The sequence below is a fragment of the Streptomyces sp. NBC_01260 genome, assembly GCF_036226405.1.
In the GTDB taxonomy this organism is placed as follows: Bacteria; Actinomycetota; Actinomycetes; order Streptomycetales; family Streptomycetaceae; genus Streptomyces; species Streptomyces laculatispora.
In genome coordinates this window covers 2,694,331-2,709,739 of sequence record NZ_CP108464.1, presented here as the reverse complement: position 1 = coordinate 2,709,739, position 15,409 = coordinate 2,694,331, and the positions used below count along the sequence as shown (strand labels likewise).

Here is a 15,409-nt window from a genome sequence, read left to right as displayed (position 1 = left end):
ATCGGACCACGGTTGTACACCCGTGGTCGACACCCGGCCGCGGCAGGTGTCGGCAGCGGCCCGATGACGAACGGGGCCGGCCCGCGGCAGCGTTGGCACCGTGATCGAAGTCAACGGACTGACCAAGCGATACGGCGCGGCCACCGCCGTCAAGGACCTCACCTTCACCGTACGGCCGGGCGAGGTCACCGGATTCCTCGGACCCAACGGGGCAGGCAAGACCACCACCCTGCGGATGCTGCTGGGCCTGGTCGAGCCCACCGCCGGAACGGCCACCCTCCAGGGCCTGCCGTTCCGTCACCACCCGCGCGGACTGCGCCACGTCGGCGCCCTCCTCGACGCGGGCGACGTCCACGGCGGCCGCACCGCCCGCGCCCACCTCGCCGTGCTGGCCCGGAGCAACGGCATCCCGCGCGCCCGGGTGGACGAACTGCTCCGGGACGTGGGCCTCGCCGGAGCCGCCCGCCGTCGCATCGGCGGCTTCTCGCTCGGGATGCGCCAGCGGCTCGGCATCGCCACCGCGCTGCTCGGCGACCCGCCACGATCGTGGCTCAGCGAAGTCAGTGGGGTCGGGCCGGCACAGCGCTCCGCTTGGCCATTCGGAGACACGGCCGTCTCGGCCGGCCCCACGGCTGGGTCAGCCCGGCTTGACCGCCAGCGTCGCAAAATAGTTCGACATGTATTGAGCGGATGCGTTGGACTGGTGCGGCGCTTCCGCGAAGCCGGTGAGGACGAACCCCGCGGCGAGTTGCCCGCCGATCTGGCCGGTGAGGGTGTGGCTGTATTCAAGAGCGGCATCCGCGCCGAACTTCGTGGCGCGTTCCTCGGCGGAGTACTGCGTGACATCGCTGTAGGGCAGCTTGTGCGCGACGATCAGCTCGCCGCGCTCGTCGAGCGCCTCGTGGTCGAACAAGTACACATCAGGGTTGAGGAAGCCCACGAGCAGAGTTCCGCCCGGTCGCAGGACGCGGAAGCACTCACGCCACACCGGTGCCAAGTCTGGTACGAATAGGTTGGAGACCGGATGGAATACGACGTCGAATGTTGCGTCGCCGAAGGCGCTGAGGTCGCGCATGTCGCCTAGGACGGTGCGCAGCTCGAGTCCGTCGCGCGCCGCCACCATCTGGTCCTGGCCGAGCTGGCGGGGTGAGTTGTCGAATACGGTGACCCGCGCCCCTGCGGCGGCGAGGATCGGACCCTGCTGGCCACCGCCGGAGGCCAGGCACAACACGTCCTTGCCGGTCAGGTCCGTCGGCAGCCAGGAGCGGTCGACTGGCTCACGCCCGATGAGAACAATCGACCAGTCGCCCATGCGGGCGCGCTCGACATCCTCAGCACTCACCGGCCTCGACCACTCGTTGCCCTCTTGGACATACTTGTCCCAGGCTGCCCGATTGTGGGCAACGGGGTCGACAACAATGTCCTGCACGTTTAACTCCCTGCTACAGCCAAGCGGACACCTGCGGTACTGACAGTTCGGTGCCGCTAGCCAACACGACTGCAGGGTGCGGGCTCAACGAAATTAGCGGGCATCGGGGTGTCCACGGCGAGCGACGCCGGCACGCCAGCTCGTCGCAGCGCCAGCGGCGCTTGGCCCACACCAGCCGCGGCCGAACATCGCCGACGGCAAGCTGGCGAGCGCGAACGCCCCTACGTTCGTGGACAACTGGGACACCGAGCGCAACGGCTCCACGCTGACGTACAAGGACGGCGCGGCCTGCACCCTGGCCAACGTCTTCATGCCGGCCTCGCCCTACGGCTCCCCGAACGTCTTCACCGGCCACGCGTGGTCGGACAAGGACGCCGGCCCGCCGAACGGCGGCGCGGCCTCCTGCGGCAGTGACGGCTGGACCTGCACGCACGCACGGACGGCGATCACGGGCATGGCCGGCTTCCACAACGCCACCGAGGGCGCCGAGCTGACCGACTGGTGGGACAACGGCTCCTCCGCCATCGCCTTCGGCCGCGGCGACAAGGGCTTCGTGGCCATCAACAACGGCGACGATGCCCTCAGCAGACGTTCACCACGTCACTGGCGGCAGGCACCTACTGCAATGTGGCCCAGGCCTCCCCGGACGCCTGCGACGGCAACACGGTGCGGGTCGGCGACGATGGCACGGTCGCGGCGACCGTCGCGGCGAAGGGTGCGCCGGCCCTGTACGGCTGAGCCGCGCGGCTACACGCACGGCCGCCCGGCAGGCAGGGTCCAGGACCCCGCCTGCCGGGCGGTTCGCTCACAGCGGGTCTCGCGGCACGCCTCAGAGGGCGGCCGTGGTCTGCTCGCCGCTCGCGCTCCCGGCCAGCCACTGCGACCAGGACAGGTTGAAGGAGGCGTAGCCGTTGTCGGCGGCCGCCTTGGCGCGCGGGGAGCCGGTGACGGTGATGGGGTCGCCCTGCTTGACCTGGCCGTAGAACCACTTCGCGTCGGAAAGCGAGAGGTGGACGCAGCCGTGCGAGCCGCGGGCGCTGCCGCTGCCCGGGTTGGTGTCGCCGGTCGAGAAGTGGACGTAGGTGCCCGACTCGGTGAGGTGGATGTCCCAGGGCAGCGTCAGGTCGTAGTAGTTGGCATTGCCCTTGTCGCAGCTGATGCCGACGCTGCAGGACGTCATGTGGACCTTCTCCTGCTTGTCGATCACCGCCATCGTGCCGTTCCAGGTCGGGTACTCGGCGCTGCCCGCGTTGATGGAGAGCGTCCGCACCGGGGCGCCGTTGCGGGTGACCTTCATGGTGTGACCGGTGACCGAGGCGTCGGCCCGGACGTCGTCCCCGATGGTGAAGGAGTGGGTGTAGCCGTGTGTGCCGTAGCGGCCGCTGCCGTTGGAGACGTCCTTCAGATTGGCGTCGATGCGCACCTTGGTGCCGGACTTCCAGTAGTTCTGCGGACGCCAGTCGACCCGCTTGTCGCCCATCCAGTGCCAGGCACCGGCCGTGGGGACCGACGCGGAGACCTTGAGGTGCTTCTCGATGTTCGTGCGGGCCGAGGTGGCCACCGGGTTGGTGAAGACCACGGAGACCGGCATGGCGACGCCGACCGTCGCCTTGTCCAGCGGCGCGATGGTCTCCAGCAGCATCGGCGGACCCGAGGGGTGCGTGTGCGACGGCGACGGGTGAGCGCTCGCGGACGCCCCGCCCTTGGCGCCCCCGTTCTTGGAGTCGGCCGATGCCGATCCATTGCCACCGCAGGCACTCGTCCCCGCGAGTACCGCACTGACCAGCAACGCGATCCCTATAACGCCCTTGCCCCGCCGCATGTCCTGCTCCACTCGCGTCACTACTTCAAGGATTCAACATTTACAGAGACATGGAGTTGCCCGGCGCGGTTGCGGGCGATGCGTAAAGCGCGTGCCAAGTTCGCGGCCGGTCCGGCGGTGCGGGAGCCGGGGGCGGGCGGCCCGGCAGCAGTGTGCCCCGTCAGGCATCGACGGGGCGCACTGCTGCCGGGCTGACCGGAAGGGGCCGGGAGCACCCGGTGGTGACCCGGCCGCCGCACCAGGTGCCTTCCTACGGGAAGGACACCACGTTCGACGGGACGGTGGAGGTCCCGGATGTGGGTGATCCGGTGTCATTGATGACGTGTTCGTACTGGCCCTGGCCGCCGAGGGAGACGACGAGCAGGTCGTGGAACTTCACCCCGGGCTTCACCGGTGCCTCGAAGCCGTGGTCCTGGCGGATCGTCGGGTCCACGTTGAAGTAGCAGTAGCTGCCCAGCCCCCAGCCCTCGTGGGTGGTCACGGAGTCGTCGACCTTGTAGGCCGCGAACCCCTTGGTGCTGCCGTTCTGGACGGCGGCCTGGTTGGGGGCGTCGTACGCCTTCTCGTTCTGGAAGAAGATCGTCTTGCCCCTCTCGCCGGACCAGCGCACGTCGTACTTGTTGAAATGCTCGACGAACAGGCCGGTCGCCAGGACGTCGTCGCCGTTGACCTGGAGGCCGTAGTCGGCCCGGTTGGTCTCCCAGCCGATGCCCTCGCCGTGGTCCGCGCGCCACAGCCAGGTGTGGTCGATGATCGTGTCGTTGCTGTTGATCACCATGCCGGTGGTGGCCTTGCCGGCCCCCGCACCGCCGACCCGCACGAACACGTCCTGCAGCGACGTCGGGTTGTCCGCGTGGCGCGCGGACGCGCCCTGCGGACCGACCTCGATCAGCGAGTCGGAGTTGGCCGGACCGGCATCGACGAGCAGGCCGGCGAGCTTCACCCCGTCCACGTCACCGACCTTGATGGCCGTGACGCCGTTGTCCGGGATGATCGTGGCCAGACCCAGGCCCAGTACGACCGTGTTGGCGCGGTCGATGTTGATCGTCCGGTCGACGTGGTAGACACCGGGCGTGAACAGCAGGTGCAGACCCTGCTGCACCGCCGCGTTGATCGTCCCGGCGGTCGCGCCGGGCTTCACCACGTAGAACTGGTCCAGTGGTATCGACTCGCCCTTCGGCGTGCCGTTGGCCCACGAGACACCGCGCGCGTTGGTGCGCTTCTCGGGGACGAACACCTTGTAGTCGTCGCCGTCCAGGTAGAGGAACGGCTTCTCGCGGGAGACCGGGGTGTTCTCCAGCGTGGTGTACGGCGGCTCCGGGAAGCTCTGGGCGGGGGCGCCCTCGACGCCGGAGAACGTCATGTTCCAGACGCCGTTGCCCCAGCTGCCGACCGAGCTGTCGCGGGTGTACCACTGCTGCTGCGAGTACGGGCCGACCTGACCGTCGATCTTGCTGTCGGCGATGTACCCTCCGCTGGCCCAGCCGTAGCCGTTCGGCGCGAGGTTGAGCCCGCCCTTGACGTGCATCCGGCGGAACGGGGCGGCCTGCGAGACGGCCCAGCGGTCGGTGCCGCTGACCGGGTTGAGCGCCAGGTTCTCCGCGGAGCGCCAGAAGTTCTGCGTGGCGTTCCCGTTGAACCAGCCCGCGTCGACGGTCACGTCACCGTTGAACGTGGTGTCGTCCGGGTTCAGACCGAGACCGGCGATCGAGGTGTAGAACCCGATCTGCGCGTTGAGGTTGTTGTACGTGCCCGGCTTGAACATCAGCGCGTAGCGGCCGGTGCCGAACTGCGCCGACTCCTGCTGCTTGAAGACCTCGTCGACCTTGGCCTGGATGTCGGGCATCGACGGATCGAACACCATGACGTTCGGGCCGAGGTCGCCGCCGCCCTCGATGGCCTGCGCGTCCGCGCCGAAGGCGTTCTGCGCCGTGGGGAGGGCCATGAGGAGCGAAACGGCGAACGCGGCGAACCCGAACGTCCGGGTGCGGCGCCCGCGACCGGCTGCGGTGCGGAGTGTCGTGGGGGGTGCCGTGGGGGTTTCCGTGGGGGGAGCATGCATGGGCGTACGTCTCCTGAGTCGTGGTACGGGTGACACGACGAGCTTCTCCGAGAGCGCTCTGAGAGCGCTCTCCGACGGGAGTTGATGGTTCCGTCGTCACCCGGGAAACGTCAAGAGGTGTGCAACAGGAGCCTCAACCGATCCGCCTGTTCGCAACAATTAACGTCGCCAGAAAGGCAATTGGCCTGTTCTGTGCTCAGTTCCGGGTGCGGTTGGCTTTAGGAGTTGATGTTCGTCGCTACGGCGGAACGGCGGGGCGTCGTACGGGTCGGCCGAGGGGCCGCCGGGAGCGGGACCGGTGGCCTAGGGTCGTGCGCGTGACGACTCCTCCTCTGCTGACAGCGACCCGCGCCTACTACGACACCGTGGCCGAGGGGTATGCCGAGCGGGTGAAGGGTGCCTTCGCGCGGGATGTGTGGGGGCGCGCGATGCTCGGCGGGTTCGCGGAGGAGGTACGGGCCGACGGCGGGCTGCCGGTTGCCGATCTCGGCTGCGGACCGGGGCATGTGACCGCGCATCTGGACGGCCTCGGCGTGCGCGCGTTCGGCATGGACCTGTCGCCCCGGATGGTGGACGTCGCCCGCCGCGCCCATCCCGGACTGCGGTTCGAGGTGGGCTCGATGAGCGCGCTCGACCTCCCGGACGGTGAGCTCGGGGGCGTGGTCGCCTGGTGGTCGATCCTCCACACGCCCCCCGGTCTGCTGCCGGTGCTGTTCGCTGAGTTCCACCGGGTGCTGGCCCCGGGCGGCCGGCTGCTGCTGGGGTTCCACGCGGGCGAGGACCAGCCGTACAGCGGGCCCAAGCGCGACGACGGAGTGTCCTACGACATTCATCTGCTGTCGCCCGACCGGGTCGGCGAGATGCTGGTCCGGGCCGGATTCGTTTCCACCGCGCGGATGCTGGGCGAGGGGGAGAGATGGCCGTGGGCGTGCCTGGCCGGCCGGCGGCCCGCCGCCGGCGCTTCCCCCGCGGATTGCGCCGGATCCTGATCCAGGTCGTGGACCTGGCCGGCACCTTGGTCAGGTGGGGTGCCGGCCAGGAGTCCAGGGGCGCGGGTCAGGAACTCCCGCCCTGGCCCTTCGTGATGCGGGTGATCGCCTCGACGGTCAGGGCGCGGTCATGCGGTTCGGTCTCCAGGGCGCGGTGGATGGACAGGCCCTCGATCAGCGCGTCGAGCTGTCGGGCCGTCGCCGGGTCGAAGTGCCATTCGAGTGCGCGGCGGCTCCTGCGCATCCACTCCCGGGTCAGTTCGCGGTAGGCGGGCTTCCTGGCCGCGAGGGTGTACAGCTCGTGGGTGAGGACCAGTTCGCGCTGGTTGCCGCTGGACAGATGATGGACGAGACCGGCCACCGCCTCCCGGGCCTCGTCGGGCGTGTTCGCGGCGCAGAGACGCTCCTCGAAGACGGCGACGATGCTGCTGGAGAAGCGGATGAACGCCTCCCGCAGCAGCTCGTCCATGCCGCCGAAGTGATACGTCATCGATCCGAGTGGCACTCCGGCGCGGGCGGCGACCTTGCGGTGCGACGTCCCGGCGACCCCCTCCTCCGCGATCAGGTCGAGCGCGGCGGTGATGATGCGCTCCCGCCGCTCGGGGTCGTTCCTGCCGGTCGCCACGGTGCTTCCTTTTTCTAGATCGAGCGGATCACCCGGGCCGGATTGCCCACGGCGACCACGTTGGCGGGGACGTCCTTCGTCACGACGGCTCCGGCGCCGATGACGCTGTTGTCCCCGATGGTCACTCCGGCGAGCACGATCGCTCCGCCGCCGAGCCAGACATTGTCGCCGATCGTGATCGGCTTGGCCGCCTCCAGCTTGTCCCGGCGCGGCTCCGGCTCCACCGGGTGGGTCGGGGTGAGCAACTGTACGTTCGGCCCGATCTGGCAGTCGCGGCCGATGGTGATCGGCGCCACGTCCAGGGCGGTGAGGTTGTAGTTGATGAACGTGTCCTCGCCGACCGTGATGTACGTGCCGTAGTCGACGTACAGCGGCGGCCGGATGTGCGCACCCGCGCCGACGCCGCCGAGGAGTTCGGCGACGACGGGCTGCGCGGCGTCGGCGTCCTGCGTGTACGCCGCGAGGTACCGGGCGGCGAGGCGCACGGCGCGCTGCTGGGCCTCGGCGATGTCCGGGTCGTCGGAGATGTAGAGGTCTCCGGCGAGCATCCGCTCATGGTTGGTACGGGGGTCCCCCGCGAAGTGGTCCGTCATGCGTACGATCGTACACTCAAGGCGTACGATCGTACGCTCCTGTCGCTCACCTTCTTCGATCCGTCTGCTGAGGCCCCGCTGCCATGGATGCCGCTACGCGCCGCTGGCGCACCGCCCTGTTCCTCTTCATGCTCGCCGCCGGCACCGGAATGGCGTCCTGGGTGGCCCGCACCCCGGCCGTCCGGGACGGGCTCGACGTGTCCACCGGCTCGATGGGACTCGTGCTGTTCGGGCTGTCCACCGGTTCGATGGCCGGCGTCACGGCCTCCGGCCCACTCGTCCGCCGTTACGGGGGCCGGGTCACGATCAGCGTCGGCGCGGCGCTGATCGTCGCCGGGCTCCTGGTCGTCGCGGCGGGCACGAGCCTGTCGCTGGCGGGCGGGGTCTTCTGCGGACTCGCCCTGTTCGGCGGCGGGATGGGGCTGGCCGAGGTCGCGTTCAACATCGAGGGTGCGGCCATCGAGAGCGTCATCGGACGGCCCGTCCTGCCGGTGCTGCACGGCTGCTTCAGCCTCGGCACCGTGGTCGGGGCGCTGCTCGGCATGGGGCTGACCGCGGCCGCGTTCTCCGTCGGATGGCATCTGACGGTCGTCGCGGTGCTCATAGCCGCCGCCGCGGTCCGGGCCGTCCTCTCGATCCCGCACGGCACCGGGCGGGAGGCGGCAGGTGCCGCCGGCGGTGCGGCCGGACAGGGCGGCCTGCGGGGCCGGTTGCGGGTGTGGCAGGACCGGCGACTGGTCCTCATCGCGGTGATTGTCCTCGCCATGGCCTTCGCGGAGGGCGCCGCCAACGACTGGCTGCCGCTGCTCATGGTGGACGGCTACCACGTGAGCGCCACCGCGGGGTCGCTGACCTTCCTGGCCTTCGCCTCGTCGATGACGCTCGGGCGGTTCGCCGGAGTCCCGCTCCTGAAGCGCTTCGGCCGGGTCGCCGTCGTCCGGGGCAGCGCCGTCACCGGCGCGGCAGGGCTGGTGCTGGTGATCGTCTCGCCCAGCCCGCTGGTGGCGGGCGCCGCCTCGGTGCTGTGGGGGCTCGGGGCCTCGCTCGGCTTCCCGGTCGCCCTCTCCGCGGCGGGCGACCACCCGCACGACGCGGCGGCGCGGGTCGGCGCGGTCGCCACCGCGGGGTACGTCGCCTTCCTCGTCGGCCCGCCCGGACTCGGCTTCCTCGCCGACCACATCGGACTCCGGCTCACCATGACCGTCGTCCTCGCCCTGCTGATCGTCGCCGCCACGCCGGCCGGGGCACTCGGGGCCGGCCGCCGCACCGGTACGGAGCCGGCCCCGGTCATTCCGTAAGGCCGTCCGGCGGGATCGGCGGGCGGCCTCTACACGCCGGCCGCCTCGTCCCACAGGGCGGTGCTGTGCGCCGCGACCAGTGCGCCGATCCGGGCGAGCGCCTCCCCGGCCGGCTGCGGGCCGAGCCGCCGGCCGTCGCGCAGGCGCAGTGCGACGAGGTCCCCGGCGGCCTCCGCGGCGCCGAGCACCGCCTGGTACGGGACGAGGCGGGCCTCCCGGATGCGGGCGCCCAGGCTGCCGCGCTCCCGGCCGCTGACCTCGGCACGCAGCCCGAGAGCGGTGCAACGGCGGGCGAGGTCCTCGGCGTCGGGAAGTTCGGCGTCCGAGACCGGGAGGATCACGACCTGGGTGGGGGAGAGCCAGCCGGGGAAGGCGCCGCCGTGCTGCTCGATGAGGTGGGCGACGGCCCGCTCCACACTGCCGATGATGCTGCGGTGCACCATGACCGGCCGGTGTTTCGCCCCGTCCGCGCCGATGTAGTGCAGATCGAACTGCTCGGGCTGGTGGAAGTCGGCCTGGATGGTGGAGAGGGTCGACTCGCGGCCCGCCGGATCGGCGACCTGGACGTCGATCTTCGGACCGTAGAACGCGGCCTCGCCCTCGACCGCCTCGTACGGCAGCCCGGACGCGTCCAGGACCCCGGTCAGCAGCGCGGTGGAGCGCTGCCACATCTCCGGCGCGGCGACGTACTTCCCGCCGGGCCCCGGCAGGGAGAGCCGGAAGCGGGCCGGGCGGATGCCGAGTGCTTCGTACGCCCGGCGGATCATGTCGAGCGCGGCCCGCGCCTCGTCGGCGACCTGGTCCAGGGTGCAGAAGATGTGCGCGTCGTTCAGCTGGATGGCCCGCACCCGGGTCAGCCCGCCCAGCACCCCCGAGAGCTCGGAGCGGTACATGCCGCCCAGCTCGGCCATCCGCAGCGGCAGTTCTCGGTAACTGTGCGAGCGGGAGCGGTAGATCACCGCGTGGTGCGGGCACAGGCTCGGCCGCAGCACGACCTGCTCGCCGCCCAGGTCCATCGGCGGGAACATGTCGTCGCTGTAGTGCGACCAGTGCCCCGAGATCTCGTACAGCTCCCGCTTGCCGAGCACCGGCGAGTACACGTGCCGGTATCCCGCCAGCCCCTCGGCGGTGCGGATGTACTCCTCCAGGGTGTGCCGCAGCGCAGCGCCGTCGGGCAGCCAGTACGGAAGTCCCGCGCCGATCAGCGGATCGGTGTCGAACAGCTCCAGCTCGCGGCCGAGCTTGCGGTGGTCGTGCATGGCGGTCTCCTCGCGTACGAGGGGCGAGTCACCGCAAGCAGAAGCCCCGGGGCACTCGCCCCGGGGCTTCGGACTGTTCAGCAGTCAGCGCGCCGGGACACTCTCCGGCGTCGTCGTCATAGCGGCGCGCTTCATGCGGGGGACGCTAGCAGCGGGGTGCTGCCCGGCGCGCGGTGTTTTCCGGCGCATCCGACCGGCTCAGTCCTGCTTGGACGAGTCGAGGTGCGCGAAGACGACCACGTTGTCCTCGTAGTCCTTGGCCTTCTTGTCGTAGTTGCCGCCACAGGTGATCAGGCGCAGTTGGGCGTCCGAGGTGTCGGCGTACACCCGCTTGTCGGGGAAGTTCGCCTTGCTGAACGTCTCGACGGAGTCGACCTTGAACGTGGCCACCGAGCCGTTTGTACGCGTGATGTCGACCGTCGCCCCGGGCTGCAGGAACCGCAGCTGAAGGAAGACCGCCGGCCCGGTCGTCGTGTCGACGTGGCCCGCCACGATCGCCGCCCCGCGCTCACCGGGCGTGGCTCCGTCCTTGAACCAGCCGACCAGGTTCCGGTCGCCTGTCGGCGGGGCGTCCAGCCGGCCCGAGGCCCCGATGGACAGTGGCGTGAAGGGCGCGTCCACCGCGATGGCCGGGATCTTCAGCCGCTTCGGTTCGGAGCGGGGCAGGGCGGGGGAGGCGCTCGGGGCGGCCTGCTTCGGGATGACGGCGGCCGGCGGCGCGGCGGGTGCGGCCGGTGGTGCGGCGGGCGCGGCCGGTGGTGCGGCGGGTGCGGCGGCCGCTGGTGGGGCCGGAGGTTTGTCATCGGCCGGGGAACCGATCGAGTTGTAGATCAGGAGCATGCCGAGCCCGGCCGTCGCGGCGGGCCAGAGCAGGGCGCGGCGGAGCTTGACAGTGTCGGAGGCAGCCTGGGAGGAGGAGGAACCGGGCGACTGCGGGGCGGTCATGGGAGCGTGCCTTTCGTCTGCGGGGCGTGGGACGCGGGAGGACGCGGAGGAAACGAAGGCGCCGCGGCCGCCGTCCTGAGGGACGGCGGCCGCGACAGTGGAGTGGTGCGGCCTGGTCAGGCCATCGCGCCGCCCGTCGCCTGACGACGGCGCAGCTTGTACGCGCCGACCCCGACACCACCGAGGAGCAGGAGCGAACCGGCGGCCAGACCGTTGCCGGTCGTGGCCAGCGCGCCGCCACCAGTGTGCATGCCGCCACGCGGCTTCTCGCGGTCGCCGCGGCCACCCTCGTCGCCCCGGCCGCCCTTGTCGCCCCGGCCGCCCTCGTCGCCGCGGTCGCCGCGGCCACCCTCGTCGCCCCGGCCGCCCTCGTCGTTGCCGGGCTGCCACTCCTTGGCGACCATCATCGCGAGCGCGCCGCCACCGGCGTGAACGCCGCCGCGGGGCTTCTCGCGGTCGCCGCGGTCGCCGCGGTCACCACGGTCACCACGGTCACCACGGTCGCCGCGGTCGCCGCGGTCGCCACGGTCGCCGCGACCGCCCTCGTCACCACGGTCGCCGCGACCGCCCTCGTCACCACGGCCACCACGGCCGCCCTCGTCACCACGGCCACCACGGCCGCCCTCGTCACCACGGTCGCCGCGACCGCCCTCGTCACCACGGTCGCCCCGGCCGCCCTCGTCGCCGCGGTCGCCGCGGCCACCCTCGTCACCCCGGCCGCCCTCGTCGTCATTGCCGGCCCGCACCTTGGCGACCGTCATCGCGAGCGCGCCGCCACCGGCGTGAATGCCGCCGCGGGGCCTGTCGCGGCCCTCGTCGCCCCGGCCGCCCTTGTCGCCCCGGCCGCCCTCGTCGCCGCGGTCACCACGGTCGCGGTCGCCCCGGTCACGGTCGCCCCGGCCGCCTTCGTCGGACCGGCCGCGGCCCTCGTCGTTGTGCTTGCCACCTTCGTCGGACCTGCCGCGGTCCTCGCTGCGGGAGGAGGAGCCGTTGTCGTGCTCCCCGTCGCCGGCCATGGTCATGGCGTAGGCGGAGGGAGCGGTGATCGTGAGGACCGCCATGGCGGCGGCCGAGGCGAACAGCGTGCGGGCAGAGCGCATCTGAACACATTTCCTTTCGTCGCAACTGCGAAGAGTGACAGAGTGTCGACTCAGGGTGGCGCAGTAGCTACGTGATCCACCGTCAGCCGGAACTCCTCGGCGCGCCATCGGAGAGTCCCGCATTGGAGCTACGGCATGGGCTCATCGAGTGGCGAAGAACGGATATTCACCCGTTGGGCGGCACGCCGCGCCGAAGCGATGTTTGGGTTCTCCGGAGCGCCCGTCAGCCGACGCGGTCTCCTCCCGTTCCGGCCGTCCCGGCGCCCCGAAACTCGCTTGCACCGCCGGCCGGCCCGCTGCTGTACTGGCCGCAACGACCTACAGGACCAGGAGATATCGATGCGCCGATCTCACATGTTCGTTCAGACGGGAATTCACCCCACCCCTGAGAACATGGAGTTCTGTGCACACGCTGAATCTTGGCATTCTGGCGCATGTCGACGCCGGTAAGACAAGCCTGACGGAGCGGCTTCTCCACACCGCCGGAATCATCGACGAGCTGGGCCGTGTGGATGACGGGAACACGCAGACCGATTCCCTCGCCCTCGAACGGCGACGCGGCATCACGATCAAGTCGGCGGTCGTCTCGTTCGACATCGACGACGTCACCGTCAATCTGATCGACACCCCCGGTCACCCGGACTTCATCGCCGAGGTGGAGCGGGTGCTGAGCGTGCTCGACGGCGCCGTGCTGGTCATCTCCGCCGTGGAGGGCGTACAGGCGCAGACCCGGGTCCTGATGCGGACGCTCCAGCGGCTGCGCATTCCGACGCTCGTCTTCGTGAACAAGACCGACCGCGCCGGCGCCCGGTACGAGCAGGTGCTGCGCAACATCGCGGCGAAGCTCACGCCGAACGCCGTCGCGATGGGACCGGCCGTCACCGGTCTCGGCACCCGCGACGCGCACTGCCCGTCCTACGCGGCCGACGACCACCGGCTCACCGACCGGCTGACGGACCTGCTCACCGTGCACGACGACGCCCTGCTGGCCGCGTACGTCGAGGGCGGGGAGCCGATCGCGCACACCCGGCTGCACGAGGAGCTGGCGGTGCAGACCGGGCGGGCGCTCGTCCATCCGGTGTACTTCGGCTCGGCCGTGACGGGCGCCGGAATCGCCGCGCTGACCAGCGGCATCAAGGAGCTGCTGCCCGCGGCGCAGGGCGATGCGGACGGGCCGGTGTCGGGCACGGTCTTCAAGGCCGAACGCGGCCCGGCGGGCGAATCCCTCGCGTACGTCCGGATGTTCTCGGGGACCGTACGGACCCGCGACCGGCTGCCGTTCGGGAAGAGGCCGGCGGCCGCGGGCGAGGGCAAGGTGACCGGGATCGACGTCTTCGCGCACGGTTCGGACATCCGCGGCGCATCGGTCGGGCCGGGGCGGATCGCGAAGCTCCGGGGGCTCACGGGCATTCGGATCGGTGATGCGGTCGGTGTCGCACGGAAAGCGGCGGAGCACCATTTCGCCCCGCCGACACTGGAATCCGTGGTGGTCCCCGCCCCGCACGTCCCCAGGGGCGAACTGCATTTCGCCCTCGCGCAACTCGCCGAGCAGGATCCGCTGATCAATCTGCGCCAGGACGACATCCGCAAGGAAGTGTCCGTATCGCTCTACGGCGAAGTGCAGAAGGAAGTCATCGAGGCGACGCTCGCGGAGGAGTTCGGTATCGACGTCACCTTCCGAGAAACCACGACCATCTGTCTGGAACGGCCGTCGGGCACCGGCGCCGCATTCGAGATCATCGACAAGGACGACAATCCCTTTCTGGCGACGGTCGGCCTGCGCGTCGACCCCGCCCCGATCGGCAGCGGGGTGGACTACCGGCTGGAGGTGGAGCTCGGCTCCATGCCGTACTCCCTGATGAGAGCGGTCGAGGAGACCGTCCTCGAAACGCTCGGACAGGGCCTGTACGGATGGCGGGTGACCGACTGCACGGTCACCATGACGCACTCCGGGTACTGGCCGCGCCAGAGCCACTCGCACGCCACCTTCGACAAGACCATGTCGAGCACCGCCGGGGACTTCCGCAATCTGACCCCGCTGGTCCTGATGGCCGCGCTCCAGCAGGCCGGCACCACGGTGTACGAGCCGATGCACCGGTTCCGGCTGGAACTCCCCGCGGACGCGCTCGGCCCGCTCCTGCCGGTCCTCGCCCACCTGACGGCCGTCCCGGGGCCCCCGTCCGTGGACGGCGCGCTCTGCGTGCTGGAGGGCGAGATCCCGGTGGCCAGGGTGCACGAACTACAGCAACGGCTCCCGTCGCTGACCCGGGGCGAAGGAGTGCTGGAGTCCGCGTTCGCATCCCACCGGCCGGTCATCGGCAGCCTCCCGCGGCGGTCCCGCACCGACCGCGATCCGCTCAACCGGAAGGAGTACCTGCTGCGTACGGCGCTGAGGGGGCCGGGCCCGTCCGGCGAGTGAGGGCGGGGCGGCCCCGGGTCCGGCTCAGTTCAGCCGGGCCCGGGCCGCCCGTGCGCTGCGCCGGACCGCCTCCGCGGCCGACGGCTCGACGTCCGCGACCACGTCCGCGTACTCCTCCATCTCCGCCGCCCCGCGCAGGAACTCCCCGCTTCGGACCAGCAGCTGGGCCCGTTCGTACCGCAGCCGGGCCGGGTGCGACGGCAGCAGGAGGGACAGTTCCACCGCCCACAGCGCCACGTCCGTCCGCTCCGGGCGGACCGCCGCCCAGGCCCGGATGTTGTTCAGGATGCGCAGCACCGTCTCCAGCGGCTGCGCGGGCACCAGCATCGACGCATCGAGCGGTTCCCCGGTCGCGCCCGCCACCAGCAGTTCCGCGTCCTGGCCCGACAGCGGACGGCCACCGGCGAACGGATCGGCCAGCACCCGCTCCTCCGGATCGCCGAAACCGACCACGAAATGGCCCGGCAGCGCCACCCCGTACACCGGAGCGCCCGCCCGCCGGGCCACCTCGATCCACACCACCGACAGCAGGATCGGCAGCCCGCGACGGCGCCGCAGCACCTCGTGCAGCAGCGAGGCCTCAAGGCGCTGGTAGTCCGCCGACGAGCCCTCGAACCCGCACCGCTCACCGAGCAGTTCGGCCAGCGCGGACGCCCAGGCGCGGCCGCCGCGCAGCCCGTACGGGAGCAGGCCGGCGAGCCGGTCCAGCTCGATCTGCGCCGCGTCCGTACCGTTCGCGTCCAGCGCGGGATCCGCCTCCGCGCCCAGCAGCAGGCAGAGCAGCGCCAGGTCCGGCCGCTCGGCCCGCGCCTGAGCGGCGAACCGGCGGCGGATCTCTTCCCTGTCGTGCCTCTCGGGAGCCACCGGG

The 15,409-nt window shown here is 71.1% G+C and carries 12 protein-coding genes and 2 pseudogenes; 5 read left to right on the top strand and 9 right to left on the bottom strand.

The window, feature by feature from the left end; genetic code table 11:
• Positions 1-100 precede the first annotated feature (100 nt).
• Positions 101-577: pseudogene (locus OG322_RS11615) on the top strand (ABC transporter ATP-binding protein); the annotation flags it as partial.
• 60 nt (positions 578-637) lie between these two features.
• Here the strand turns inward: OG322_RS11615 and OG322_RS11610 are convergent.
• Positions 638-1,429, bottom strand: a complete 792-nt coding sequence (locus OG322_RS11610; protein WP_123461456.1) for a class I SAM-dependent methyltransferase — start codon at positions 1,427-1,429, stop codon at positions 638-640.
• Positions 1,430-1,613: 184 nt separating this feature from the next.
• Between OG322_RS11610 and OG322_RS11605 the strand changes: the two are divergent.
• Positions 1,614-2,167 (top strand): annotated as a pseudogene (locus OG322_RS11605) (alpha amylase C-terminal domain-containing protein); the annotation flags it as partial.
• Positions 2,168-2,258: 91 nt separating this feature from the next.
• Here OG322_RS11605 and OG322_RS11600 read toward each other — a convergent pair.
• Both OG322_RS11600 and OG322_RS11595 read right to left on the bottom strand, forming a co-directional pair.
• The gene (locus OG322_RS11600) at positions 2,259-3,251 is read right to left on the bottom strand and encodes a L,D-transpeptidase (RefSeq protein WP_123462445.1); all 993 of its coding nucleotides are present in this window, start codon (positions 3,249-3,251) and stop codon (positions 2,259-2,261) included.
• Between the two features lie 250 nt (positions 3,252-3,501).
• Positions 3,502-5,313: a coagulation factor 5/8 type domain-containing protein gene (locus OG322_RS11595; protein WP_329306383.1), complete on the bottom strand. Its 1,812-nt coding sequence runs from the start codon at positions 5,311-5,313 to the stop codon at positions 3,502-3,504.
• Positions 5,314-5,630: 317 nt separating this feature from the next.
• On the opposite strand from OG322_RS11595, the gene OG322_RS11590 reads away from it, so the two are divergent.
• A complete protein-coding gene (locus OG322_RS11590) occupies positions 5,631-6,302 on the top strand; it encodes a class I SAM-dependent methyltransferase (RefSeq protein ID WP_185095389.1) in 672 nt (223 codons plus the stop codon).
• A gap of 67 nt (positions 6,303-6,369) precedes the next feature.
• Here the strand turns inward: OG322_RS11590 and OG322_RS11585 are convergent, their stop codons facing one another.
• Both OG322_RS11585 and OG322_RS11580 read right to left on the bottom strand, forming a co-directional pair.
• Complete coding sequence (locus OG322_RS11585; protein ID WP_329306382.1) at positions 6,370-6,927, bottom strand: TetR/AcrR family transcriptional regulator; 558 nt, start codon at positions 6,925-6,927, stop codon at positions 6,370-6,372.
• 14 nt (positions 6,928-6,941) lie between these two features.
• Entirely contained in the window at positions 6,942-7,520 is a 579-nt protein-coding gene (locus OG322_RS11580; RefSeq protein ID WP_123461459.1) for a sugar O-acetyltransferase, read from the bottom strand.
• An 83-nt stretch (positions 7,521-7,603) separates the two neighbouring features.
• Between OG322_RS11580 and OG322_RS11575 the strand changes: the two genes are divergently transcribed.
• Positions 7,604-8,818 (top strand): MFS transporter, encoded by a 1,215-nt coding sequence (locus OG322_RS11575; RefSeq protein WP_124284967.1) that lies wholly within the window; start codon positions 7,604-7,606, stop codon positions 8,816-8,818.
• Positions 8,819-8,847: 29 nt separating this feature from the next.
• Here the strand turns inward: OG322_RS11575 and thrS are convergent, their stop codons facing one another.
• The 3 genes from thrS to OG322_RS11560 form a co-directional block, all read right to left on the bottom strand.
• Complete coding sequence (thrS, locus tag OG322_RS11570; RefSeq protein WP_443066592.1) at positions 8,848-10,161, bottom strand: threonine--tRNA ligase; 1,314 nt, start codon at positions 10,159-10,161, stop codon at positions 8,848-8,850.
• A 114-nt stretch (positions 10,162-10,275) separates the two neighbouring features.
• Complete coding sequence (locus OG322_RS11565; protein ID WP_124284968.1) at positions 10,276-11,022, bottom strand: class F sortase; 747 nt, start codon at positions 11,020-11,022, stop codon at positions 10,276-10,278.
• Positions 11,023-11,138: 116 nt separating this feature from the next.
• A complete protein-coding gene (locus OG322_RS11560) occupies positions 11,139-12,122 on the bottom strand; it encodes a hypothetical protein (protein WP_329306381.1) in 984 nt (327 codons plus the stop codon).
• A gap of 403 nt (positions 12,123-12,525) precedes the next feature.
• On the opposite strand from OG322_RS11560, the gene OG322_RS11555 reads away from it, so the two are divergent.
• Positions 12,526-14,541, top strand: a complete 2,016-nt coding sequence (locus tag OG322_RS11555; protein WP_329306380.1) for a translation factor GTPase family protein — start codon at positions 12,526-12,528, stop codon at positions 14,539-14,541.
• Positions 14,542-14,565: 24 nt separating this feature from the next.
• Here the strand turns inward: OG322_RS11555 and OG322_RS11550 are convergent, their stop codons facing one another.
• On the bottom strand, positions 14,566-15,405 hold the full coding sequence (locus OG322_RS11550; RefSeq protein WP_329306379.1) for a transglutaminase-like domain-containing protein: 840 nt from the start codon (positions 15,403-15,405) through the stop codon (positions 14,566-14,568).
• Positions 15,406-15,409 lie beyond the last annotated feature (4 nt).